The 22,822-nt window shown below is 71.7% G+C and carries 17 protein-coding genes; 9 read left to right on the top strand and 8 right to left on the bottom strand.

The genetic code is table 11. From position 1 onward, the window contains the following. Positions 1-5: 5 nt before the first annotated feature. Positions 6-1,622, bottom strand: a complete 1,617-nt coding sequence (locus CW362_RS27100) for a carboxyl transferase domain-containing protein (RefSeq protein WP_103552171.1) — start codon at positions 1,620-1,622, stop codon at positions 6-8. 96 nt (positions 1,623-1,718) lie between these two features. Here CW362_RS27100 and CW362_RS27105 point away from each other — a divergent pair, with 96 nt between their 5' ends. From CW362_RS27105 to tesB, 3 genes are all read left to right on the top strand, one after another. After that, positions 1,719-2,321: an SACE_7040 family transcriptional regulator gene (locus tag CW362_RS27105; RefSeq protein ID WP_103552172.1), complete on the top strand. Its 603-nt coding sequence runs from the start codon at positions 1,719-1,721 to the stop codon at positions 2,319-2,321. Between the two features lie 108 nt (positions 2,322-2,429). Then, positions 2,430-3,587, top strand: a complete 1,158-nt coding sequence (locus tag CW362_RS27110) for an acyl-CoA dehydrogenase family protein (protein WP_103552199.1) — start codon at positions 2,430-2,432, stop codon at positions 3,585-3,587. A 34-nt stretch (positions 3,588-3,621) separates the two neighbouring features. Beyond that, complete coding sequence (gene tesB, locus CW362_RS27115; protein ID WP_103552173.1) at positions 3,622-4,494, top strand: acyl-CoA thioesterase II; 873 nt, start codon at positions 3,622-3,624, stop codon at positions 4,492-4,494. Between the two features lie 81 nt (positions 4,495-4,575). Here the strand turns inward: tesB and CW362_RS27120 are convergent, their stop codons facing one another. After that, complete coding sequence (locus CW362_RS27120) at positions 4,576-5,364, bottom strand: phosphatase (protein WP_103552174.1); 789 nt, start codon at positions 5,362-5,364, stop codon at positions 4,576-4,578. Positions 5,365-5,471: 107 nt separating this feature from the next. After that, entirely contained in the window at positions 5,472-7,034 is a 1,563-nt protein-coding gene (locus CW362_RS27125) for a PucR family transcriptional regulator (RefSeq protein ID WP_103552175.1), read from the bottom strand. Positions 7,035-7,217: 183 nt separating this feature from the next. On the opposite strand from CW362_RS27125, the gene CW362_RS27130 reads away from it, so the two are divergent. The 3 genes from CW362_RS27130 (at position 7,218) to CW362_RS27140 (ending at position 11,395) form a co-directional block, all read left to right on the top strand. Further along, complete coding sequence (locus CW362_RS27130) at positions 7,218-8,681, top strand: sodium:solute symporter family protein (protein WP_103552176.1); 1,464 nt, start codon at positions 7,218-7,220, stop codon at positions 8,679-8,681. Between the two features lie 63 nt (positions 8,682-8,744). Then, the gene (speB, locus tag CW362_RS27135) at positions 8,745-9,713 is read left to right on the top strand and encodes an agmatinase (protein ID WP_103552177.1); all 969 of its coding nucleotides are present in this window, start codon (positions 8,745-8,747) and stop codon (positions 9,711-9,713) included. Then, positions 9,710-11,395 carry a thiamine pyrophosphate-binding protein gene (locus tag CW362_RS27140; protein ID WP_103552178.1) on the top strand — a complete coding sequence of 562 codons (1,686 nt, stop codon included), beginning with the start codon at positions 9,710-9,712 and terminating at the stop codon, positions 11,393-11,395. Before speB ends, CW362_RS27140 begins: the two co-directional genes overlap by 4 nt. Before the next feature lie 82 nt (positions 11,396-11,477). Here the strand turns inward: CW362_RS27140 and CW362_RS27145 are convergent, their stop codons facing one another. The 4 genes from CW362_RS27145 to CW362_RS27160 form a co-directional block, all read right to left on the bottom strand. Beyond that, positions 11,478-12,281 carry an endonuclease I family protein gene (locus CW362_RS27145; RefSeq protein ID WP_103552179.1) on the bottom strand — a complete coding sequence of 268 codons (804 nt, stop codon included), beginning with the start codon at positions 12,279-12,281 and terminating at the stop codon, positions 11,478-11,480. Between the two features lie 204 nt (positions 12,282-12,485). Continuing rightward, entirely contained in the window at positions 12,486-14,744 is a 2,259-nt protein-coding gene (locus tag CW362_RS27150; RefSeq protein WP_103552180.1) for an ArnT family glycosyltransferase, read from the bottom strand. Positions 14,745-14,828: 84 nt separating this feature from the next. Then, positions 14,829-15,050, bottom strand: a complete 222-nt coding sequence (locus tag CW362_RS27155) for a DUF397 domain-containing protein (protein ID WP_103552181.1) — start codon at positions 15,048-15,050, stop codon at positions 14,829-14,831. Next, entirely contained in the window at positions 15,043-15,837 is a 795-nt protein-coding gene (locus tag CW362_RS27160; protein ID WP_103552200.1) for a helix-turn-helix domain-containing protein, read from the bottom strand. Before CW362_RS27160 ends, CW362_RS27155 begins: the two co-directional genes overlap by 8 nt. A 112-nt stretch (positions 15,838-15,949) precedes the next feature. Here CW362_RS27160 and CW362_RS27165 point away from each other — a divergent pair, with 112 nt between their 5' ends. From CW362_RS27165 to CW362_RS27180, 3 genes are all read left to right on the top strand, one after another. Continuing rightward, positions 15,950-16,240, top strand: coding sequence for a hypothetical protein (locus CW362_RS27165; RefSeq protein ID WP_103552182.1), 291 nt, complete (start codon positions 15,950-15,952; stop codon positions 16,238-16,240). 1,196 nt (positions 16,241-17,436) lie between these two features. Continuing rightward, the gene (locus CW362_RS27175) at positions 17,437-18,360 is read left to right on the top strand and encodes a serine hydrolase (RefSeq protein WP_103552184.1); all 924 of its coding nucleotides are present in this window, start codon (positions 17,437-17,439) and stop codon (positions 18,358-18,360) included. Between the two features lie 201 nt (positions 18,361-18,561). Further along, on the top strand, positions 18,562-22,290 hold the full coding sequence (locus tag CW362_RS27180) for an ABC transporter ATP-binding protein (RefSeq protein WP_103552185.1): 3,729 nt from the start codon (positions 18,562-18,564) through the stop codon (positions 22,288-22,290). Here CW362_RS27180 and CW362_RS27185 read toward each other — a convergent pair. Beyond that, the gene (locus CW362_RS27185; protein WP_103552186.1) at positions 22,274-22,750 is read right to left on the bottom strand and encodes a hypothetical protein; all 477 of its coding nucleotides are present in this window, start codon (positions 22,748-22,750) and stop codon (positions 22,274-22,276) included. The genes CW362_RS27180 and CW362_RS27185 overlap by 17 nt on opposite strands. Positions 22,751-22,822: the final 72 nt, after the last annotated feature.

The raw sequence follows: 22,822 nt of genomic DNA on the forward strand, positions 1-22,822 counted from the left end.
TCCCCTCACATCCGGAAGACGCCGAACTGGGGGTCACCCAGGGGCGCGTTGGCGCAGGCGGTCAAGGCGAGTCCGAGGACCTGCCGGGTCTCCAGCGGGTCGATCACGCCGTCGTCCCAGAGCCGGGCGCTCGCGTAGTAGGCGTTGCCCTGCTGCTCGTACTGCCGGCGGATCGGGTCCTTGAAGTCCTCCTCGTCCGCCGCCGGCCAGGAGTCCCCGCGCGCCTCGATCTGGTCGCGCTTGACGGTCGCGAGGACGGATGCGGCCTGCTCGCCGCCCATCACGGAGATCTTGGCGCCCGGCCACATCCACAGGAAGCGCGGCGAATAGGCCCGGCCGCACATCGAGTAGTTGCCCGCGCCGTACGAACCGCCGATCACGACGGTCAGCTTCGGCACCCGGGTGCAGGCCACGGCCGTCACCATCTTCGCGCCGTGCTTGGCGATGCCGCCGGCCTCGTACTGGCGGCCCACCATGAACCCGGAGATGTTCTGCAAGAACACCAGCGGGATGCCGCGCTGGTCGCACAGCTCGATGAAGTGGGCGCCCTTCTGGGCCGACTCGGAGAACAGGATGCCGTTGTTGGCGACGATCCCGACCGGGTGCCCGTGGATCCGCGCGAAGCCGGTGACCAGGGTCTGGCCGAACTCGGCCTTGAACTCGGAGAAGCGCGAGCCGTCGACCACGCGCGCGATGACCTCGCGCACGTCGTAGGGGGTGCGGGAGTCGACCGGCACCGCGCCGTACAGCCCGTACGGGTCGACCTTGGGTTCGGCCGGGGGCTCCACCGACCAGGGGAGGCTTCCGCGCGCGGGGAGCGTGGCCACGATGTTCCGCACGATCCGCAGCGCGTGCGCGTCGTCCTCCGCGAGGTGGTCGGTGACGCCCGACACGCGGGAGTGGACCTCGCCGCCGCCCAGCTCCTCGGCCGTGACGACCTCGCCGGTGGCGGCCTTCACCAGCGGCGGACCGCCCAGGAAGATCGTCCCCTGGTTGCGCACGATCACGGCCTCGTCGCTCATCGCGGGCACGTAGGCGCCGCCGGCCGTGCAGGAACCGAGGACGGCCGCGATCTGCGGGATCCCGGCGCCGGACATCCGCGCCTGGTTGTAGAAGATCCGCCCGAAGTGCTCGCGGTCGGGGAACACCTCGTCCTGCATGGGCAGGAAGGCGCCCCCGGAGTCGACGAGGTACACGCAGGGCAGACGGTTCTCCAGCGCCACCTCCTGGGCGCGCAGGTGCTTCTTCACCGTCATCGGGTAGTACGTGCCGCCCTTGACGGTGGCGTCGTTGGCGACGATCACGCACTCGCGCCCGCTCACCCGGCCGATCCCGGCGATGACACCGGCGGCCGGGGCCGCTCCGTCGTACATCCCGTCGGCGGCGAGCGGCGCCAGCTCCAGGAACGGGGAGCCGGGGTCGAGCAGGGTGTCCACGCGGTCGCGGGGCAGCAGCTTGCCGCGCGCGGTGTGCCGCGCGCGTGCCTTCTCGCCGCCGCCGAGCCGCGCCGCGGCCAGCTTGGCGCGCAGCTCCTCGCCCAGCGCGCGGTGCGCCGCCTCGTTGGCCCTCCAGGCCTCCGACGCGGGATCCGCCGCGCTCGTCAGCTCCGGTGCCTCTTGCATCCTGCGGTCCCCTCACCAGTGGTCCACTAGTTAATGAGCGTTAACGCAACTCCTTCAGGTTAACGACCGCTAACCGTGATGTCTAGAATTGTTTTCATGGCCACCAGAACCGACGCCCCCACCCGGCGCGAGCAGATCCTCAGGGAGGCCGCGCGGCTCTTCGCCGAACGTGGTTTCCACGGCGTGGGAGTGGATGAGATAGGAGCGGCGGTCGGCATCAGCGGCCCCGGTCTCTACCGGCACTTCGCCGGCAAGGACGCGATGCTCGCCGAACTGCTGGTGGGCATCAGCGGGCAGCTGCTCACGGGCGGCCGGCGCCGGGTCGCGGAGGCCGAGGGAGGCGCCGAGGGCCTCCTGGACTCGCTGATCGAGGGGCACATCGACTTCGCGCTCGACGACCGTCCCCTGATCACCCTGCACGACCGGGAGCTGGACCGCCTGCGGGACAGCGACCGCAAGCTCGTGCGCCAGCTCCAGCGCCAGTACGTGGAGCTGTGGGTGGAGGTGGTCCGCGAGGTGTACCCGGAGCTGACCGAGCCGGCCGCCCGGTCGGCCGTGCACTCGGTCTTCGGCCTGCTCAACTCGACCCCGCACCTGGGGCGGCCGGGCGCGCTCCCGGGGCGCACGGGCACGGCCGAGCTGCTGCACCGGATGGCGCGGGGGGCGTTCGGAGCGGCCGGTGTGACCCCTGGGGCGTGACGAGCGTCTCGGGGGGTGACCCCTGGACGGCGCTCGTGACCGGCGGGTAACCTGATAAATGAGCAAGCGCTTAGACATGACTCAGGTATTCAGGCGGAGGTGGCGGCGGTGCGCCGTACTGTGTTCAACGAGGACCACGAGGCGTTCCGGGAGACCCTGCGCGCCTTCATCGAGACCGAGGTCGTCCCGGTCTACGACGAGTGGCTCGCCGCCGGCCAGGCGCCGCGCGACTTCTACCACAAGCTCGGCGAGCTGGGTGTCTTCGGCATCCGTGTCGACGAGGAGTACGACGGTGCCGGCATCGACTCGTACAAGTTCGAGGCCGTCGTGTACGAGGAGACCGCCCGCGCGGGCATCACCTTCGGCGGCTCCGGCGTGCACGTGCTGCTCGGCCTGCCCTACATCAAGATGCTCGCCAGCGACGAGCAGAAGAAGCGGTTCCTGCCGAAGTTCGTCTCCGGCGAGGAGATGTGGGCCCTCGCGATGACCGAGCCGGGCACCGGCTCCGACCTCGCGGGCATGAAGACCACCGCCAAGCTCTCCGAGGACGGCACGCACTACGTCCTCAACGGCGCCAAGACCTTCATCACCGGCGGCGTCCACGCCGACCGCGTGATCGTCTGCGCCCGCACCTCCGCGCCCACCGCCGAGGACCGCCGCCACGGCATCTCGCTGTTCGCCGTGGACACCAAGTCCGAGGGCTACTCCATCGGTCGCAAGCTCGACAAGCTCGGCCTGAAGACCTCCGACACCGCCGAGCTGGCGTTCGTCGACGTGAAGGTGCCCGTCGAGGACCTGCTCGGCGAGGAGAACAAGGGCTTCTACTACCTCGGCCACAACCTCGCCTCCGAGCGCTGGGGCATCGCCTTCGGCGCCTACGCGCAGGCCAAGGCCGCGGTCCGGTTCGCCAAGGAGTACGTCCAGGAGCGCACCGTCTTCGGCAAGCCGGTCGCCCACTTCCAGAACACCAAGTTCGAGCTGGCCGCCTGCCAGGCCGAGGTGGACGCGGCCGAGGCCGTCGCCGACCGCGCCCTGGAGGCCCTCGACGCCGGTGAGCTGACCCCGGCCGAGGCCGCCAGCGCCAAGCTGTTCTGCACCGAGGTCGCGCACCGCGTCATCGACCGCTGCCTCCAGCTGCACGGCGGCTACGGCTTCATGAACGAGTACCCGATCGCCCGTCTGTACGCGGACAACCGGGTCAACCGCATCTACGGCGGCACCAGCGAGATCATGAAGACGATCATCGCCAAGGACATGGGCCTGTAAGGTCCGCGAAAAGGCTGCGCGGTACAACTGCCTTATGAGCGAGGCACTTCAGTCTCTCCTCGATCTGCTCGACCTCGAGCGGATCGAGGAGAACATCTTCCGCGGCCGTTCCCGGTCCGCCGTCGTCCCACGGGTCTTCGGCGGACAGGTCGCGGCCCAGGCCCTCGTGGCCGCCGGGCGGACGGTCCCCGAGGACCGGCTCGCCCACTCCCTGCACGCGTACTTCCTGCGGATCGGCGACCCCGGCGCACCCATCGTGTACTCGGTGGACCGCATCCGCGACGGCCGCTCCTTCACCACCCGCAGGGTGGTCGCGGTCCAGCACGGACAGCCGATCTTCCACCTCTCCGCGTCCTTCCAGGCGTACGAGGAGGGCATGGAGCACCAGGCCCCGATGCCGCCCGCGCCCGACCCGGAGACGCTGCCCACGACCGCCGAGCAACTGCCGCTGTACGCCGACGTCTTCACCGACGCCGACGTCGTGGAGCGCATCCTGGAAGCCCGCGAGTCCGTCGACCTGCGCTACGTCGACGCGCCGCCGTACGCCACCGTCGGCGAGGCCCGCGAGCCGCGCTCCCAGGTGTGGTTCCGCACCAACGGCAAGCTCGCGGACGACCCTCTGCTGCACGTCGTCCTCGCGACCTACGTCTCGGACATGACGCTCCTCGACTCCATCCTGCTCGCCCACGGGCGCGGCGGCTGGGTGACCGGCGACGTCGTCGGCGCCTCACTGGACCACGCGATGTGGTTCCACCGCCCGTTCCGGGCCGACGAATGGCTGCTCTACGACCAGGAGTCGCCGTCCGCGTCGGGCGGCCGGGGCCTCGGCCAGGCCCGCATCTACACCCAGGACGGCCGGCTGGCCATCTCGGTGATCCAGGAGGGCGTGGTCCGCGTCCCGCGGTAGGCGTTCCCCGGGGGGCGCGCCCGTGCCGGGCGCGCCCCCGGACCGGTCACCGGGATCCGGACCGGGGGCGCGGGAGGACCCTCAGGCCAGGCCCGCCTCCCTGAGCAGGTACGCCGTCATCGGGTCGTAGTGGCGCGGGCTGAGGACGTGGTCGTCGAGCGGTACCACGACCTGGAGCGTGCCCTCGGACTCGGCGAGGAAGAGCGCCGGGTCGTTGCTGTCGGCGTAGCCCACGGAGTCCACCCCGTGCCGGCCCGCGTAGCCGGCCCAGCCGTGGTCGGCCACGACCAGGTCGGGCAGCGGTCTGCCCTCCCGCTCCAGCCCGGTCAGGATCGCGCGCATCGGCTCGCCCGAGTGGGTGTGCCACAGCGTGGCGCCGTGCTCCAGGACCGCCACGTCCGCGAACTGCATGACGTACCCCTCGTCCGTCTGCAGACCGTCCGGGATCACCACGATCTCGCAGCCGGCGGCGCGCAGGGCGGCGGCCGTCGCCCGGTGCACGTCCAGCAGCCCCCCGGGGTGACCGGTCGCGAACAGCACCCGCTGCCGGTCCTCGGCCGCCTTGCGCAGCCGGGCCGCGAGACGGTCCAGCGCGTCCACGGTCAGCTCGGGGTCGATGGTGTCCTGGCCGTAGCGGTGCTCCGGGTCGTCGCTGACGCCGACCCGCTCCGCCATCACCGCGAGCACGTCCTGCTCGTCGCTCCAGCGGTCGCCGAGTTCCAGACCGAGCCACCAGTTGCGCTCGCCGTTCGCCAGCTTGCGGTAGTGGGAGAGGTTGTTCTCGCGAGGCGTGGCGACATCGCCCGCGATACGGGTCTTCACGAGGTGGGCGACGAGTTCGGCGCGGCTGGGCGTCCCGGGTATCGGCATAGCACCATTGTGCCGGTGCGCCCGGGCCCGGGGCGCGGCCGTCCCCGTCGCTGGGACGCGCGTCACTCGGGGGGCCCGGCGACGGGGACGGCCAGGGCGCCCCGGGGTCAGCCCTCCCTGAGCGCGAACCACAACTCCATGCGTACGTCCGGGTCGTCGAGGTCGGCGTCCAACAACGCGGCGCAGCGGGCGACGCGTTGGCGGACGGTGTTGCGGTGGACGGACAGGGCCACCGCGGTGCGGTCCCAACTGCCGTGCAGGGAGAGCCAGGTGCGCAGGGTCTCGGTCAGGGCGGGAGTGCCGGCGACGGGGGCGAGCAGGGTCCGGGCGTGGTCCTCGGCGTCCGCCGGGGGGACGAGGTCGGCGAGCGCGGGACGCTCGCCGTGCTGGACGACGGCCGCCCGGGTGGCCCGGGCGCGGGCCAGCGCGCGGGCCGCCTGGGCGTCGGCGGCCGCCCAGCCCCGCGGGTCCGCGGGCGCGCTGACCCCGCAGGTCCAGCCCGGCTGCGCGGCGGGCGCGCGGTCGCCGGGGACGAGGACGCGGACGACGCCGTCGTCGCCGGCGTCCACCAGCGTGGAGCCCAGCGCCGCCGCCAGCGCGGAGGCGGAGACGGCGTCCGGGGCGGGGCCGTCCCCGGCGGGGCGCGCGTGCACGACCACCCACCGCTCACCGCCGAGAAGGGGCGCCACCGCCTCGGGTGCCGTCCCGAGCAGCAGCCGCACCAGGGCCGCCGTCCGCGCGGCCCCGCTCGCGCTCTGGTGCTCCCCGGTGAGCAGGGAGAGCAGCACGGACGCGACGGAGGCGATCGTGTGGTCGCCGGGGTCGCGGCGCGGAGCCGCGACGCCCAGGACGAAGCCCCGGCCGCTGCCGAGGGCGTAGGCCGTGAGGTGGACGCCGTCCACGGTGTCGGTCGCGGAGGCCGGGGCGGGACCCCGGTCCTCGCGGGGCCGCACGACGCCGACGAGCTCGGCCAGTGCCTCCCCGGGGACCCCCGCGTCCGCCGGGAGCCTCCCCGCGTGGGCCAGTTCCGTGCCCTCCGGGCCGTACAGGGCCGCCCGGCCGTCCACCCGCCGGGCGAGCTGCCGCAGGACCGCCGGTACCGGATCGGGGCGGGCGGCGGCGGCCGCCAGGCTCTGCTGGGCCTCGGTCACCCGGCGCAGCTCGGCCAGCCGGGCCTGGGCCATGAGCTGCCACACCGCGCGGGCGACCCCGGAGAACGTCGTCCGGGGCGGGACCTCGAGGAGGGGCAGCCCGTAGGTGTCGCAGGCCGCGACGAGGGCGGGCGGGACCGTGTCGTGCACCGGCGCCAGGCCGAACCCCAGGGCCGCGCCGCCCGCCGCGACGATCCGGGAGACATAGCCGTCGAAGTACTCCTCCGGGCCGGGGGTGTCCCCGTCGCGATCGGCCGCGGCGGGCACGTGGACCCCCGCCGTCAGCAGCAGCTCGCCGCCCAGCAGGTACGGGTAGAGGTCGGCCATCTCCGAGGTGTGCGCCCAGTGGATCACCGTGTCGGGCTCCGCGGGTCCGGCGATCAGGCGCAGGCCCAGGTCCTCACGGGCCAGGAGCGCCGACAGCGGCACCGGAGGTGTCGGCGGCACGGCCGGGACGGGTGCGGCCGGGGGCGGTGTGGACGAGAGCGGTGCGGACGGGGGCTGCGGCTCCTCCGGCATGGTGGACCTTTCCTCCATTCCGTTCGCGTCGAGTGGATGAAACGTACACTTCGCAGTCGCTTTCCGGCCACCTAATGTCGGTCCCGACCGGCAGTCACGGGTACGGGCGGATGTCCCCGCGATCACGTGCCGGCTCGTCCCCCGCATCCCCGCACGACACGCCACCGAACGCCTGGAGGACCCATGGCCGTCGACTACACAGTGATCGTCGTCTATCTGGCCGGCATGCTGGCCATGGGCTGGTGGGGCATGCGCCGCGCCAAGTCCAAGAGCGACTTCCTCGTCGCGGGGCGTCGGCTCGGGCCCGTCATGTACTCCGGCACCATGGCCGCCATCGTCCTGGGCGGCGCGTCCACCATCGGCGGCGTCGGCCTCGGCTACCAGTACGGCCTCTCGGGCGCCTGGATGGTCTTCACCATCGGCCTCGGCCTGCTCGCGCTCAGCGTCTTCTTCTCCGCCCGCATCGCCCGGCTGAAGGTCTACACCGTCTCCGAGATGCTCGACCTGCGCTACGGCGGCCGGGCCGGGCTCATCTCCGGGGTCGTGATGTGGGCGTACACGCTGATGCTCGCGGTCACCTCGACCATCGCGTACGCCACGATCTTCGACGTCCTCTTCGACATGAACCGGACACTCGCGATCGTCCTCGGCGGTTCGATCGTCGTCGCCTACTCGACCCTCGGCGGCATGTGGTCGATCACCCTCACCGACATGGTGCAGTTCGTGGTCAAGACGGTCGGCGTGCTGCTCCTGCTCCTGCCCATCGCGGTCGTCAAGGCCGGCGGCTTCTCGGAGATGAAGGCCAAGCTGCCCACCGAGTACTTCGACCCGCTGGGCATCGGCGGCGAGACGATCTTCACCTACGTCCTCATCTACACCTTCGGCATGCTGATCGGCCAGGACATCTGGCAGCGCGTGTTCACCGCGCGCAACGACCGGACCGCCAAGTGGGGCGGCACCGTGGCCGGCACGTACTGCCTGGTGTACGCCCTCGCCGGCGCCGTCATCGGCACGGCCGCCAAGGTCCTCTACCCGAAGCTGCCCAGCGCCGACGCCGCCTTCGCGACCATCGTCAAGGACGAACTCCCCGTCGGTGTGCGCGGACTGGTGCTCGCCGCGGCCCTCGCCGCCGTGATGTCCACCTCCTCCGGCGCCCTGATCGCCTGCGCCACCGTCGCCAACAACGACATCTGGTCGCGGCTGCGCGGAGTGGTGAAGCGCGACACCGCGGGCGACCACGACGAGGTCAAGGGCAACCGCGCCTTCATCCTGGTCATGGGCATCGCCGTGATCTGCACGGCGATCGCGATCGACAACGTGGTCGAGGCGCTGACCGTCGCCTACAACCTGCTCGTCGGCGGCCTGCTGGTCCCGATCCTGGGCGGTCTGCTGTGGAAGCGCGGCACGGTGCACGGCGCGCTCGCCTCCGTCGTCGTCGGTGGTCTCGCCGTCATCGGCCTGATGGCCTCGTACGGCATCCTGGCGAACGAGCCCGTCTACTACGGGCTCCTCCTCTCCCTGGCCGCGTACGTGATCGTCTCGCTGGCCACGCCGGCGACCGACGCCGCGGTGCTGGCCGCCTGGCGGGAGCGGCTCGCGGGCCGTGACGCCGAACCCGTGTCCGAACCGGTCCCGGTTCACCAGTAGAGTCGTAGTACTTGTACTTAGTTGTACATACGCGACGAAGCGTAGGAAAGAAGGCAAAACCCCATGAGCAGCAACGAGACGCCCCGCGGCCCCGTCGATTCGTCCCGCATCCCGCGGTACGCCGGCCCCGCGACCTTCGCCCGGCTACCGCGCCTCGACGAGGTCGGCACCACCGACGTCGCCGTCGTCGGCGTGCCGTTCGACTCCGGCGTCTCGTACCGGCCGGGCGCCCGCTTCGGCGGCAACGCGATCCGCGAGGCGTCCCGGCTGCTGCGCCCCTACAACCCGGCGCAGGACGCCTCCCCGTTCGCCCTCGCGCAGGTCGCGGACGCCGGAGACATCGCGGCGAACCCGTTCAACATCAACGAGGCCGTGGAGACGGTCGAGGCCGCCGCGGACGAACTGCTCGGCACCGGCGCCCGCCTGATGACCCTCGGCGGCGACCACACCATCGCGCTGCCCCTGCTGCGCTCCGTGGCCAAGAAGCACGGTCCCGTCGCGCTGCTCCACTTCGACGCGCACCTCGACACCTGGGACACCTACTTCGGCGCCGAGTACACCCACGGCACCCCGTTCCGCCGCGCCGTCGAGGAGGGCATCCTCGACACCGAGGCGCTCTCCCACGTCGGCATCCGCGGCCCGCTGTACGGCAAGCAGGACCTCACCGACGACGAGAAGATGGGCTTCGGCATCGTCACCTCGGCGGACGTCTACCGCCGCGGTGCCGACGAGGTCGCCGACCAGCTCCGCCAGCGCATCGGGAACCGCCCGCTCTACATCTCCATCGACATCGACTGCCTCGACCCGGCGCACGCGCCCGGCACCGGCACCCCGGAGGCGGGCGGCATGACCTCCCGCGAACTCCTGGAGATCCTGCGCGGACTGTCGTCCTGCAACCTGGTCTCGGCCGACGTCGTCGAGGTCGCCCCCGCGTACGACCACGCCGAGATCACCGCGGTGGCCGCGTCCCACACCGCGTACGAACTGACCACCATCATGTCCCGCCAGATCGCGGAGGCCCGGAGCAAGTGACCCACGACCACGACCTGGTTCTCCGCCCGACGGCGGCTCAGACGGAGGCCGCGCTCAACCCGCCCCCCGGCCGCAACGGCGGAGACCTGGTCGTGGAGACCCTCTCCGGTCTCGGCGCGACCACCGTCTTCGGACTGCCCGGCCAGCACGCGCTCGGCATGTTCGACGCGCTGCGCCGTTCGTCCCTGACGTACGTCGGACTGCGCGTCGAGAACAACGCGGGCTTCGCCGCGGACGCCTACGGCCGGATCACCGGCGAGGCCGCGCCGCTGCTGCTCTCCACCGGCCCCGGTGCGCTGACCTCGCTCGCCGCGCTCCAGGAGGCGCGGGCCGCCTCGGCGCCCGTCCTCGCCATCAGCAGCCAGGTCCCGACCGCGGGCCTCGGCGGCGGGCGGCACGGCTATCTGCACGAACTGCCCGACCAGCAGGCCTCGTTCAGGGGCGTGGTGAAGTCGGTCCACACGGTCCGTACGCAGTCGCAGATCCCCTCCGCCATCGCGGCGGCCTGGGAGTCGGCGCTGACCGCCCCGCACGGGCCGGTCTGGGTGGAGATCCCGCAGGACGTCCTGCTCGCCGAGACCCACCTGCCGCAGGTCACGGCGATGGACGCGACCCCGGAGGACGTCGTCCCGCGCCCCGAACTGACCGCGCTGGCCGCCCACCTGCTGTCCTCGGCGGCCCGTCCCGCGATCATCGCGGGCGGCGGGGTCGTGCGCGCGGACGCTTCCGGCAAGCTGCGCGCGCTCGCCGAGAGGCTGAACGCCCCGGTCGTCACCACCTTCGGCGGGAAGGGCGCCTTCCCCTGGGAGCACCCGCTCTCGCTCCAGTCCTGGCTGGAGGACCGGCACACCACCGACTTCCTGGAGGACGCGGACGTCCTGCTGGTCGTCGGCTCCGGCCTCGGTGAACTGTCCTCGAACTACCACACGTTCAAGCCCCGCGGCCGGGTGATCCAGATCGAGGCCGACCTCGGCAAGCTGGAGTCCAACCACCCGGCGATCGGCATCCACGCGGACGCGCGCCTCGCGCTGTCCGCGCTCCTGGAGACGGTGGAGGAACGCCCCGATCCGACGGCGGCGGACCGCGTGAGCACCGTCCTCGCCCGGGTCGCGGAACGCATCGCCGCACAGGAACTCACCCTGGAACAGGGCTTGCTGGCCTCCGTCCGCGCCGCCCTGCCGGCCGGTTCGCCGTCCTTCTGGGACATGACGATCCTGGCCTACTGGGCGTGGTCGGCCTTCGACCCGCGCGGCGCCAACACCATGCACTCCGCCCAGGGCGCCGGCGGCCTCGGCTACGGCTTCCCGGCGGCGCTCGGCGCGGCGGCGGCCGACCCCTCCCGCCCCGTCCTCGCGGTGTCCGGCGACGGCGGCGCGCTGTACTCGATCGCCGAACTCGCCACGGCCAGGCAGTACGACCTGAACGTCACCTGGCTGATCGTCGACGACGGCGGCTACGGCATCCTGCGCGAGTACATGACCGACGCCTTCGGCCAGGCCACGGCGACGGAGCTGGCCCGCCCCGACTACGTGGCGCTGGCCGAGTCCTTCGGCGTCCCGGGAGTCCGCACGACCCCCGAGACGCTGGAGGAGGACCTGGCGAAGGCCCTGGCCGCTCCCGGCCCCTCGGTGGTGGTCCTGCCGGCGGTGCTGAGGATGTTCGCGCCGACCCACCTGGGCTGAGGGGCCGCCCTCGCCGGGAACGAGCGCCACCCCGGGACCCCTCCCGAGCGGAAGGGGTCCCGGGGCTCACGGGCCCGCCCGTCTACCAGATCGCCTCGACCCACTCCGGGTGGTCGATGAACGGGTTGCGGTTGTGCTGGTAGGAGTCGTAGATGACCTGGTTGCGCTTCTCCTCGAAGGCGCTCGGCGGGTCCTGCTCGTTCCACGCCTTGAGGACGGAGAGCTTGCCCATGTAGGGGTTGCTCCCGTTGTTCACCTTCTCGTTGGGCTCCAGGTTCGCGAAGCCGTCGTCGCCCTCGTAGCGGACCGCCATGTAGAGGATCATGCGGGCCACGTCGCCCTTGTCCGCGTCGCGCGGCTCGAAGGAGTCGGAGTCGACCTTGCTGCCGCCGCCGTTGGTGACGGCGCTGCCCCCGTTGTCGAAGTCCAGGTTGCCGCGGATGCTGTTGACCTGGACGTCCGCCGGACGCAGGTGGTGCAGGTCGGTGCCGGGGCCGGTCACCTCGCCGAAGTCCCCGTGCGACTTGGCCCAGGTGTGCTCGCGGTTCCAGTCGCCGACGTCGCCGCCGTTGAGGGACTTGGCGCGCGAGACGCCGCTGTACAGCAGGATCACGTTGCTGCTGTTGTTCGGGTCCTGGTCGGTGGCCATCAGCGCGTTCCAGACGGCGGAGTACGAGATCTTGGTCTGGCTGCTGATGATGGTGTGCAGCGAGGACTTCAGGCTCGTGCCGGACTTGCCGATCGCGTTCTTGTAGTACGTGCTGTCGTACGCGGTGGTGGTGGCGCTCGCGGGGGTCGCGGTCAGCGTCGGAAGGGTGATCCCGACGAGGACTGCGGAGGTGGCCACCGCCAGGGTCTTCCAACGGCGTATCTGCGTGGCGGGCATCGTGGGGTGTCCGTTCTACGCGGGTTGAATGGAGCGGGTAATCGGGAGGGTGACATGGACATGCGGTTCTGAGGGTTAAGGGGGCGTGTTGGTTCTGTGTCGGGATTCAACAACTCGGTTTTTCTTCGCGGGACATGACGGAACGGACGTCCCGCGACCAATGGGGGCCGGGGGACGTCCGTCGGGGTATGCCGGGACGCGGGATCAGTCGAGGTCGGAGGGGTCGAGCCGGTAGAGCGTCGAGGCCGACCGGCCGCTGTTCGAGGAGGGGGAGCCGGACGCGGAGCCGGAGCCGGACGTCGAAGTGGAGCCGGACGACGCCGACTTGTCGTACTCGCTCTCCTTCACCGCCGTGCCGTTCTTCTCCACCCAGGCGGTGACGGCCGAACTGGCGCTGTTGCCGCCGCCCATACCGCCGCCCATGCCCCCGCCGCCGATCTGGATGTAGTGCAGTTCGCCCTTCTTCACCAGCTCCTCGAGCTTGGCGACCGTCATGCCGTTGTCGCTGCCGGTGAAGCCGAACATGGAGATGACGGGCTTGTGGGTGCTCAGGATCAGCTGCCCGGCGGACTGCGAATTGGACACCGCGAGCAGCCACTTGGCACCGTCCTGGTGCTTCTCCAGGTAGGAGACCAGGGCGCTGCTGATGGTGCCGCCCATGCCGCCTCCGCCGAAGCCGCCCGCGCCGCCCGGCCGGTCGCCGGTACCGCCCTGGGGAGTCTCGCCGTTGCCGTCGGGCGCCTGGCCGCCGCCGGGGAACTCCCCGTTCGCGCCGCCCGGTCCGCCCGCGTCCTGGCCACCTCCGAGGAAGCCGCCCTCGGGCAGCTCGCCGCCGCCACCGGGTGCCTGCCCGCCTCCGGGGAAGCCCTCGGGCGTCTCGCCGTTGCCGCCCGGTTCCTGGCCGCCTCCGGGGAAGCCGCCCCGGCCGCCGCCGGGACCGCCGCCGAAGCCGCCGCTCGTGGTCGGCCCCGCGGTCGGGTTGGTGCCACCCATCCCGCCGCCGCCCGAACTCGTCGGGACGGCGACCGCGTACGCCGTCGGACCCGCGAGGCCCGCCACGACCGCCGCGGCCACGGAGGCCGTCAGCAGTCGCGCGCGGTTGCCGGAGCGGAAGACGAACAGGCCCACGGCCGCGAGCACCGTCACCGCCGCGACGGACGGCCACAGCCAGGTGTTCCAGCCGACGGCCCGACGCAGCAGCACGACCGCCCAGACGCCGGTGACCGCGAGTCCGGCGGGCAGCACCCACGACCAGCGCGCGTCGCCGCCGCGCAGGGCACGCAGCAGCATCACACCGCCGCCCCCGCACAGCACCGCGATGCCGGGGGCGACCGCGGTCGTGTAGTACGGGTGCATCGTGCCCTCGGCCATGGCGAAGGTCAGGTAGTGCAGCAGCGTCCAGCCGCCCCACAGCACCAGCGCGGCGCGGGTGAGGCCGGTGCGCGGGGCACGCCCGCACAGCACCAGCCCGCCGACCAGGGCGACGGCCGCGAACGGGATCAGCCAGGAGATCTGGCCGCCCAGGATGTCGTTGAACAGCCGGCCCAGGCCCGCGGTGCCGGAGAAGCCGCCCCCTCCGCCTCCGCCGCCCCCGCCGTTGCCCTCGCCGCCGAAGACCCGGCCGAGGCCGTTGTAGCCCATGATCAGGTCCCAGGCGGTGCCGTCCGTCGAACCGCCGATGTACGGCCGGTCGTCGGCGGGCACGAGGGAGACGGCCGTCGCCCACCAGAAGCTGGAGACGGCCAGGACCACGCCCGCGAGCAGCAGGTTCACGATCCGCTTCACGAGCTTCGGCGTGGCCGCGTAGAGGTAGACCGCGAAGACGGCGGGCAGCGCGATGTAGCCCTGGAGCATCTTCGTGTTGAACGCGAGGCCGAAGCAGGCGGCCGAGCCGAGCAGCGGCAGCAGCCGGCCGTTCGTGGTGGCCCGCAGGGTGAGGGCCGCGCCCGCCACCATGAGGAACACCAGCAGGGTGTCGGGGTTGTTGTCCCGGTTGATGGCGACCGTGATCGGGGTCAGCGCCAGCACCAGGGCGGCGACGGCCGCGGCGCCGTGGCCCCACACCCGCTTCACCGAGGCGTGCAGGATCCAGATGGTCGCCAGCGCGACCAGGATCATCGGCAGCATCATCTGCCAGGTCCCGAAACCGAGGATCCGGCAGGACAGGCCCATCACCATCAGCGCGAGCGGCGGCTTGTCCACGGTCATGAAGTTGCCCGCGTCCAGCGAGCCGAAGAACCACGCCTTCCAGCTCTGCGTGCCGCTGAACACGGCGGAGCTGTAGAAGCTGTTCAGACCGGAACCGGAGAGGTTCCAGGAGTAGAGCACCCCCGCCAGGATCAGGATCGCGATCAGCGCGGGGAGCGACCAGCGGGGCGAGCCCTGCGGCGGCGCTGATGGCGTGACCGGCGGCGGGTCGGGGGTCACGGTGGGCTGGGGGAGTGGATCGGTGGCAGATGTCACCACTGCACCATGCAGACACCCGATGGGTGCCGACTGTGGTGAAGCTGGGCGCAGTCTGTGAGAGGGCGCTGCCGCTGTACCGGATCAGGCGGAGGCGAACCCGGCCTTGAGAGCGGACACGAACGGTGACCATGCGGCTGCCCCGAAGATCAGCGCGGGGCCGTGCGGGACCTTGGAGTCACGGACGGGGACGCCCGCCGGGTGGCCGTCCTGCACCTCCAGGCAACTGCCACCCTGATCGTTGCTGTAGGAGGACTTGCGCCAGCCTGTCGGTGCTGCCGCGTTCGGGATGGCTTGGTCAGTCATGGCGTTCGTAGTCCCTTGCTGTTGCTCTGAGTAGCTCCAGTGATTCCTTGAGCGGCAGTGCGTTGCCCAGCGCGAAATCGTAGCGATGCTGTAGGTCTTGGACCACGGATGGGGCGTCATGGAGCTTGCCCATGTGGAGACCTTCGCCGTACGCCAGAGGCGGCTGATCCTCGAACCACATCAGGGTGAGCATGTTGCTGAGGAGTGGATGGACGCCCAACTCGAACGGCACCACATGCACCTGGATGCGGCTGCTCTCGCCGAGCCGCACGAGATGACTGATCTGCTCAGCCATGACACTCGGCCCGCCGATCTGGCGACGCAGTACCGCCTCGTCCAGCAGAGCCCACACCGCGGGCGTCACCGGATCGTCGAGGATCCTCGCCCGCTCGAGGCGTGTGACAAGGCGCCTGTCACATTCCTCTCCACTCACCCGGGGGAACGCCGTACTCAGAACCGCACGTGCGTACCTCTCCGTCTGGAGGATGCCGGGCACGAACGACAGCGCGAACTCGCGGATCATCACCGCCTGTTGTTCGAGCAGCCGGGCCGCCTCGAAGTAGTCGGCGACCGCCACGTCCTCCGTGGGCAGGAAGCTGCTCAGGACATCGCCCGTGTTCAGCGCGGTGTCCAGGCGCCGCGCGTCCTCCCGGGACGGGATGCGGCGGCCCGCCTCGATGTGGGCGATGTGCGAACGCGTCATCACCGTCATGTCGGCCAGTTGCTGCTGCGTCAGCCCCGCCGCTTCCCGCTGTTGCTTGAGCCAGTCGCCGTACGTACTGGTCATGGCCACCCCTTTGTGACAGATGACTGGTCACACTCCGCCCTCTGGCGAGCCTAGACCGAGCCGTCGTACGCTGTGAGTGAATCGCTACGCAAGGTGAAACGGAGATACTCGCGTGATCGAGGACCAGGACGGCCCCCTGCGCCTGCTGCCGTGGACGGGCGCGGAGGGCAAGCGCTGCTATCTCGTGGGCGACGGGACCGGATACCTCTCCCGCGTTGCCGACTCCGTGGAGGCCGTGCAACTGGCCATGGCCGACGAACTCCTCGCCCACGCCGCCGACATGCTCACCGACCACGGGGCCACGTCCGCGCAACTCCGCTTCCTGGCCGCCCGCCTGGCCGAGGCGCTGTGTGACGTCCACCGCGTCGCGGAGAGCCGAGGCGCCCGCCTCGCCGGGCCCTAGTGCGGCGAGGTCCGTCCGGTCTTCTTCAGGGGCCCAGCTCTCGGTGTTCGCACTCCATTCGGAGCTGGCGATGGTCAGCAGTGGGTCTGCCTCGGTGCCGCATTCCCGGCAGCGCCGGGGCGTGGGGTCGGTGAGACCCCAGCGGGTCCAGCCGCCGACCTTCCAACCGGGGGCGACGGACAGCCGGCTCGCGTAGAACTCGTCCGGAGCGACCGAGTAGGAACTGTCCACCGCCGTTCCGGCCGCCTGCCACCTGGTCCAGTCGCGCAGCTCCTGTCGCAGCTCCTTGCTCAGTTCCAAAGAGTTGGGGTATTCGGTGATCTGCTCCGGTGCGAGCAGGCACGGCTCCGGCAGGTAGCCGCGGAATTGCATCGCGGGCGGCTCGGGCGGTGCGTCGAGCGCGTCGGTGATCTCGGTGGTGGACCGCCAGCGCAGCGCGGTCGTGGGGTTCGCCGGGTGATCGAAGGGACACCAGAGAACCTGGAGCAGATCGGCCTCGGACTGCCCGGGCGGGCGCAGGCCGGGGATGTCGCGCACATACAGCTGGGCCATGGGCAGCATGGCGACGGGACCCTCGGGCCACGGGCGGCCGGCCTTGATCCGCTTCGCGATCGCTGCTTCCTCGGGCGTGTACCGGGCGGCCAGGGGGAGGCTGGGGTCGCTGTGCGGCCGGGCGGCCAGTTCCACCCGGACGCGCCGCTCCCACCGGACGTCGTCCGGTGAGAGGGCCAGGCTCCGCCCGTACCGTACGTGGGGTCCCGAGCAGTGCGGCCACGCCTCGTCGGCGGGCCACAGGAGCGGGCCGCCGACGGAGCTGTCGTGCACGGTCGGCGCCCCGGGCCGCGGGTGCAGCCGGGTCGCCGTGCGCGCCAGCGGGGCCAGTTGAGGGAAGAGCGCGGTGACGTCGAACGGCCGCGGCGGCGTGGTGATGCTCATACAGGCTCCCGATGGCGCGAGCGCGAAGAGGGTGTCCCCGCGGGAGGCGCAACGCAGGGGGGTGGGGAGGCCTCGGCCCCGCCGGTGATCTTAGGACGACACCGACAGTGCTTGTCAGAGGCATGGCGAAAGTGTGTCGGGCTCGATGCCTGAACTCCTGGACCTAGAACGCCCGTACAACTATCGGACCCCTCGGTGAGTCATTGATGCGGGCGCGCCCTTGGCGCGTCCGTATCGCTTCAAGGGGATGGGAAACCTCCATGACTCACCGGATATCCCGGCGTGCCCGTGTGCTCGCGGCGAGCATCGGTGCCGCGGTGATCGTGCCGATCGCGGTCGGCGCGGCCCCGGCGGCAGCCGCGCCGGCGCCGACGGTCAGCTGCACGTCGAGCAAGGCCGGTCTGGCCGCCAAGCTGAAGACGGACATCACCGCGGCGCTCGCGAACCGCAGGGGCACGGTCGCGGTCGGTCTGTACGACCGTGCGACCAACACCACCTGCACGCTCCGCGCCACCACCTCGTTCGACTCGGCCAGCACGGTGAAGGTCACCGTCCTCGCCGCGCTGCTGTGGGACGCGAAGAAGCACAACCGCTACCTGACGAGCACCGAGACGTCGCTCGCCACCAAGATGATCACCCAGTCGGACAACGCCTCGACCACCAAGCTGTGGAACCAGCTCGGTATGACGAAGATCAAGGGCTTCCTGACCGCCGCGGGGATGACGAAGACCACGCCGGGCACCGGCGGCTACTGGGGTCTGACCCAGATCAACGTCACCGACGAGCAGAAGCTGCTCAAGCTCGTCACCGCCAAGAACACGGTGCTGAGCGACAACGCCCGCGCCTACATCCTGAAGCTCATGGGCCAGGTCGTCTCCTCGCAGCGCTGGGGGACACCGGCCGGGGCGCCCTCGACGGTCGCCGTGCACGTCAAGAACGGCTGGCTCTCGCGCTCCTCGAACGCGTGGCGGGTGCACAGCCTCGGCACCTTCAACGGCGGCGGCCGCGACTACATGATGTCGGTGCTCACCGTCGGCAGCAGCACCATGGACTACGGCGTCGCCACCATCCAGGCCGTCGCCAAGGTCATCCACAAGGACCTCGTGCCGACCTCGGTCGCCCCCCAGCGGTTCACGCCGACCTCGCAGCCCGCGGAGGCCTTCCCGGCCGTCCCGGCGAGCTGACTGACCGGGGCCGGGGCCCCGCGTCGTCACGTCCGCACTCCGTCGTCCGCCCGCCCGGCCACCGTGCCCGGCGGGCGGACGTGTGTCGTGCGGACGGATGACAAGAGGACGAGCGGGCAGGCGATTATTGCGGAGGGATGAAATCCGCTTCGCCCGGTGTTGGTGCCTTCCGGCGGAGTGAGATCTACGGAAGGTGCCCAAGTGGCGACGGAACGGGGATGGGCCCGGCGGCTCGCCGGGTACGCCTGGCGGTACCCGAAGGACGTGGTGCTCGCGCTCGGCTCCTCGCTGGGCGGCATGGCCCTGATGGCGGTGGTCCCGCTGATCACCAAGGTGATCATCGACGACGTCATCGGCGACCACAGCCGGGGCATGGCCCCCTGGGCGGGCGCGCTGCTCGGCGCCGCCGTCCTCGTGTACGCCCTCACCTTCGTCCGCCGCTACTACGGCGGCCGGCTCGCCCTCGACGTCCAGCACGATCTGCGGACCGACATGTACGGGACGATCACCCGGCTGGACGGGCGGCGCCAGGACGAGCTGTCCACCGGACAGGTCGTGGGCCGCGCGACCAGCGACCTCCAGCTGATCCAGGGCCTGCTGTTCATGCTCCCGATGACCATCGGGAACGTCCTGCTCTTCCTGATCTCCCTCGCGATCATGGCCGCGCTGTCCCTGCCGCTCACCCTGGTCGCGCTGGCCGTCGCCCCGGCCCTGTGGTTCGTCGCCAAGCGCAGCCGCTCCCGGCTGCACCCCGCCACCTGGTACGCGCAGGCGCAGGCCGCCGCCGTGGCGGGTGTCGTCGACGGGGCCGTCAGCGGCGTCCGCGTGGTGAAGGGCTTCGGCCAGGAGGAACAGGAGACCGGCAAGCTGCGCGAGGTCGGGCGGCGGCTCTTCGCGGGCCGGCTGCGGACCATCCGCCTCAACGCCAGGTACACCCCGGCCCTCCAGGCCGTGCCCGCCCTCGGCCAGGTCGCGATGCTCGCGCTCGGCGGCTGGCTGGCCGTGCGCGGCCAGATCACGCTGGGCACCTTCGTGGCCTTCTCCACCTACCTCGCGCAGCTCGTCGGACCGGTGCGGATGCTGGCCGTCGTACTGACCGTCGGACAGCAGGCCCGCGCGGGCGCCGAGCGCGTGCTGGAACTCATCGACACCGAACCGTCGATCAAGGACGGCACCAAGACCCTGCCGGCCGACGCGCCCGCCACCGTCGAGTTCGACGACGTGTCGTTCGGGTACGAGGAGGGCCGGCCCGTCCTGAACGGGCTGAGCTTCGAGATCCGGCCCGGCGAGACCCTGGCCGTCGTCGGCTCCTCCGGCTCCGGCAAGTCGACGGTCTCGCTGCTGCTGCCCCGCTTCTACGACGTGACGCACGGCGCCGTCCTCATCGGCGGGCACGACGTCCGCGAGCTGACCGCCGAGTCCCTGCGCGCCGCGATCGGGCTCGTCCCCGAGGACTCCTTCCTCTTCTCCGACACCGTCCGCGCCAACATCGCCTACGGCCGCCCCGACGCCACCCAGGACGAGATAGAGACCGCCGCCCGCGCGGCCCAGGCGCACCGCTTCATCGCCGAGCTGCCCGGCGGCTACGACACCAAGGTCGGCGAGCACGGCCTCACCCTCTCCGGCGGCCAGCGCCAGCGCGTCGCGCTCGCCCGCGCCATCCTCACCGACCCGCGGCTGCTCGTCCTCGACGACGCCACCTCCGCCGTGGACGCCCGGGTCGAGCACGAGATCCACGAGGCGCTCGGGCAGGTCATGGAGGGCCGTACGACCCTGCTCATCGCGCACCGCCGCTCCACCCTCAACCTCGCCGACCGCATCGCCGTCCTGGACGGCGGCCGGCTCGCCGACATCGGCACCCACGACGAGCTCCAGGAGCGCTCGGCGCTCTACCGGCGGCTGCTCACCGACCCCGACGAGCTGGGCGGCGTCTCCCCGGGACACGCCCTGCCGGCCGCGCCGCGCGAGGACACCTCCGTACGCGAGGAGCTGGACGCCGAGTTCGACGCCGAGCGCGGGGTGACCCCGCACCTGTGGACCGGCGACCGTGAACCCCGGGACACCGCGCTCGACGGGATGCCCGCCACCCCCGGACTGCTCGCCCAGGTCGAGGCACTGCCCCCGGCCACCGACGTGCCCGACGTCGACGAGGTCCGCGCCGTCACACCCGAGGACTCCTACGGACTGCGCCGGCTCCTGCGCGGCTTCGGCGCCCCGCTCCTCGTCAGCCTCGCCCTGGTCGCCGTCGACGCGGTCATGACGCTGCTGCTGCCGATCCTGATCCGGCACGGCATCGACCAGGGCGTCACCCGGCTCGCCCTCGGCGCCGTCTGGGCGGCGGCCGCCCTCGCGCTGATCACCGTGCTCGTGCAGTGGGCCGCGCAGATCGGCGAGACCCGGATGACCGGCCGCACCGGCGAGCGGGTCCTGTACGCGCTGCGCCTGAAGATCTTCGCGCAGCTCCAGCGCCTGGGACTCGACTACTACGAGCGCGAGCTCACCGGCCGGATCATGACCCGGATGACGACCGACGTCGACGCGCTGTCGACGTTCCTCCAGACCGGGCTCGTGACCGCGTTCGTCTCCGTCGTCACCTTCTTCGGCATCATGGCCGCCCTGCTGGTGATCGACCTCCAGCTGGCGCTGGTCGTCTTCACCACCCTGCCGCCGCTCGTCGTCGGCACGTTCTTCTTCCGCCGGGCGAGCGTGAAGGCGTACGAGCTGGCCCGCGAGCGGGTGTCGGTGGTCAACGCCGACCTCCAGGAGTCGGTGTCCGGGCTGCGGATCCTCCAGGCGTTCCGGCGCGAGGACGCGAGCGCGCGGCGGTTCGCGGAGGGCAGCGACAGCTACCGCCGGGCCCGCATCCGCGGCCAGTGGCTGATCTCCGTCTACTTCCCGTTCGTCCAGCTCCTGGCCTCCGGGGCCGCGGCGGCCGTGCTGATCGTGGGCGCCCACCGGATCGGCTCCGGCACGCTCACCACCGGCGCCCTGGTCGCCTACCTCCTCTACATCGACCTGTTCTTCGCGCCCGTGCAGCAGCTCTCCCAGGTGTTCGACGGCTACCAGCAGGCCACCGTCTCGCTCGGCCGCATCCAGGAACTGCTGCGCGAACCGGCCTCGACGAAGGCCGCCGCCGCGCCGCGCGATGTCACCTCGCTGCGGGGCGAGATCGCGTTCGAGGACGTCGGCTTCGCCTACGGCCGCGAGGACGACGCCGAGGAGGCGCTCAGCGCGGTGTCGCTGCGCATCCCCGCCGGGCAGACCGTCGCCTTCGTCGGCGAGACCGGCGCCGGCAAGTCGACGCTCGTCAAGCTCGTCGCCCGGTTCTACGACCCGACGTCCGGGCGGGTGACGGTCGACGGCACGGACCTGCGCGACCTGGACATCACCTCCTACCGGCACCGGCTCGGTGTCGTCCCGCAGGAGGCCTACCTCTTCCAGGGGACCGTCCGCGACGCCATCGCCTACGGCCGTCCGGGCGCCGGTGACGCCGAGGTGGAGGCCGCCGCCCGCGCGGTCGGGGCCCACGACATGATCGCCACGCTGGACGGCGGCTACCTCCACGAGGTCGCCGAGCGCGGCCGCAACCTCTCCGCCGGGCAGCGCCAGCTGATCGCGCTGGCCCGCGCCGAGCTGGTCGACCCGGACGTGCTGCTGCTCGACGAGGCGACGGCCGCGCTGGACCTGGCGACCGAGGCCCTGGTCAACCAGGCCACCGACCGGCTGGCGGGCCGCCGTACGACGCTGGTGGTCGCCCACCGGCTGACGACGGCCGCCCGCGCGGACCGGGTCGTGGTGATGGACCACGGCCGGGTCGCCGAGGACGGCACCCACGAGGAACTGCTCCGCCTCGACGGCCGTTACGCCGAGCTGTGGCGGACCTTCGTGGGTTCCCCGGAGCCCGAGGAGCCCGTCAGCTCCTCGGCTTGATGCCGGAGATCTTCTTCGTCGCCAGATCCGACTGCACCGTCAGATAGGTGTACGTCGGGTGCTGCGGGGAGCCCCAGGTCAGCCGGACCGTCGACCAGGTGTGCCCGGCGCCGCTGTCGCCCGCCGTCACCCGCCAGGCGCTCGGCACGTTCTGGGCGCGCAGCACCCCGTCGGCGTGCTGCCGGTGCTCCCAGCCGGCGAGCTGGGAGCGGAGGGCCGGGGTCAGGTAGAAGGTCCGCAGCCGCGTGCCCAGGGTGCCGGAGCCCCCGTCGGTCACGGCGTCGATGTAGGCGCCGTAGAAGTCGGCCACGCGGTCGTAGGCGGGGCCGCTGCTCCCGCTGCGGGCGGGCGGTGCCGCGGTGGAACTCGCGACGGCCGGCACCGAGGCGCCGGCGGCGATCAGCAGGGCCGCGGCGACGAGAGCGCGACCGGTCGTGAGGGAGGACGTGATGCCGGACATGGGTAACCGCCTTTCGTTTCCTGCTCCGTTGGACAAAGGGGAAACCGGCACGGTTGTGTCCGAAAAAGGAAA

This window comes from Streptomyces populi (assembly GCF_002911015.1).
Taxonomy (GTDB): Bacteria; Actinomycetota; Actinomycetes; order Streptomycetales; family Streptomycetaceae; genus Streptomyces; species Streptomyces populi.

Excerpts from the sequence above, each read along its gene's own strand:
- CW362_RS27100 (WP_103552171.1), bottom strand. The coding sequence starts at position 1,622 with ATGCAAGAGGCACCGGAGCTGACGAGCGCGGCGGATCCCGCGTCGGAG.
- CW362_RS27105 (WP_103552172.1), top strand. The coding sequence starts at position 1,719 with ATGGCCACCAGAACCGACGCCCCCACCCGGCGCGAGCAGATCCTCAGG.
- tesB (WP_103552173.1), top strand. The coding sequence starts at position 3,622 with ATGAGCGAGGCACTTCAGTCTCTCCTCGATCTGCTCGACCTCGAGCGG.
- CW362_RS27120 (WP_103552174.1), bottom strand. The coding sequence starts at position 5,364 with ATGCCGATACCCGGGACGCCCAGCCGCGCCGAACTCGTCGCCCACCTC.
- CW362_RS27125 (WP_103552175.1), bottom strand. The coding sequence starts at position 7,034 with ATGCCGGAGGAGCCGCAGCCCCCGTCCGCACCGCTCTCGTCCACACCG.
- CW362_RS27130 (WP_103552176.1), top strand. The coding sequence starts at position 7,218 with ATGGCCGTCGACTACACAGTGATCGTCGTCTATCTGGCCGGCATGCTG.
- speB (WP_103552177.1), top strand. The coding sequence starts at position 8,745 with ATGAGCAGCAACGAGACGCCCCGCGGCCCCGTCGATTCGTCCCGCATC.
- CW362_RS27145 (WP_103552179.1), bottom strand. The coding sequence starts at position 12,281 with ATGCCCGCCACGCAGATACGCCGTTGGAAGACCCTGGCGGTGGCCACC.
- CW362_RS27155 (WP_103552181.1), bottom strand. The coding sequence starts at position 15,050 with ATGACTGACCAAGCCATCCCGAACGCGGCAGCACCGACAGGCTGGCGC.
- CW362_RS27160 (WP_103552200.1), bottom strand. The coding sequence starts at position 15,837 with ATGACCAGTACGTACGGCGACTGGCTCAAGCAACAGCGGGAAGCGGCG.
- CW362_RS27175 (WP_103552184.1), top strand. The coding sequence starts at position 17,437 with ATGACTCACCGGATATCCCGGCGTGCCCGTGTGCTCGCGGCGAGCATC.
- CW362_RS27185 (WP_103552186.1), bottom strand. The coding sequence starts at position 22,750 with ATGTCCGGCATCACGTCCTCCCTCACGACCGGTCGCGCTCTCGTCGCC.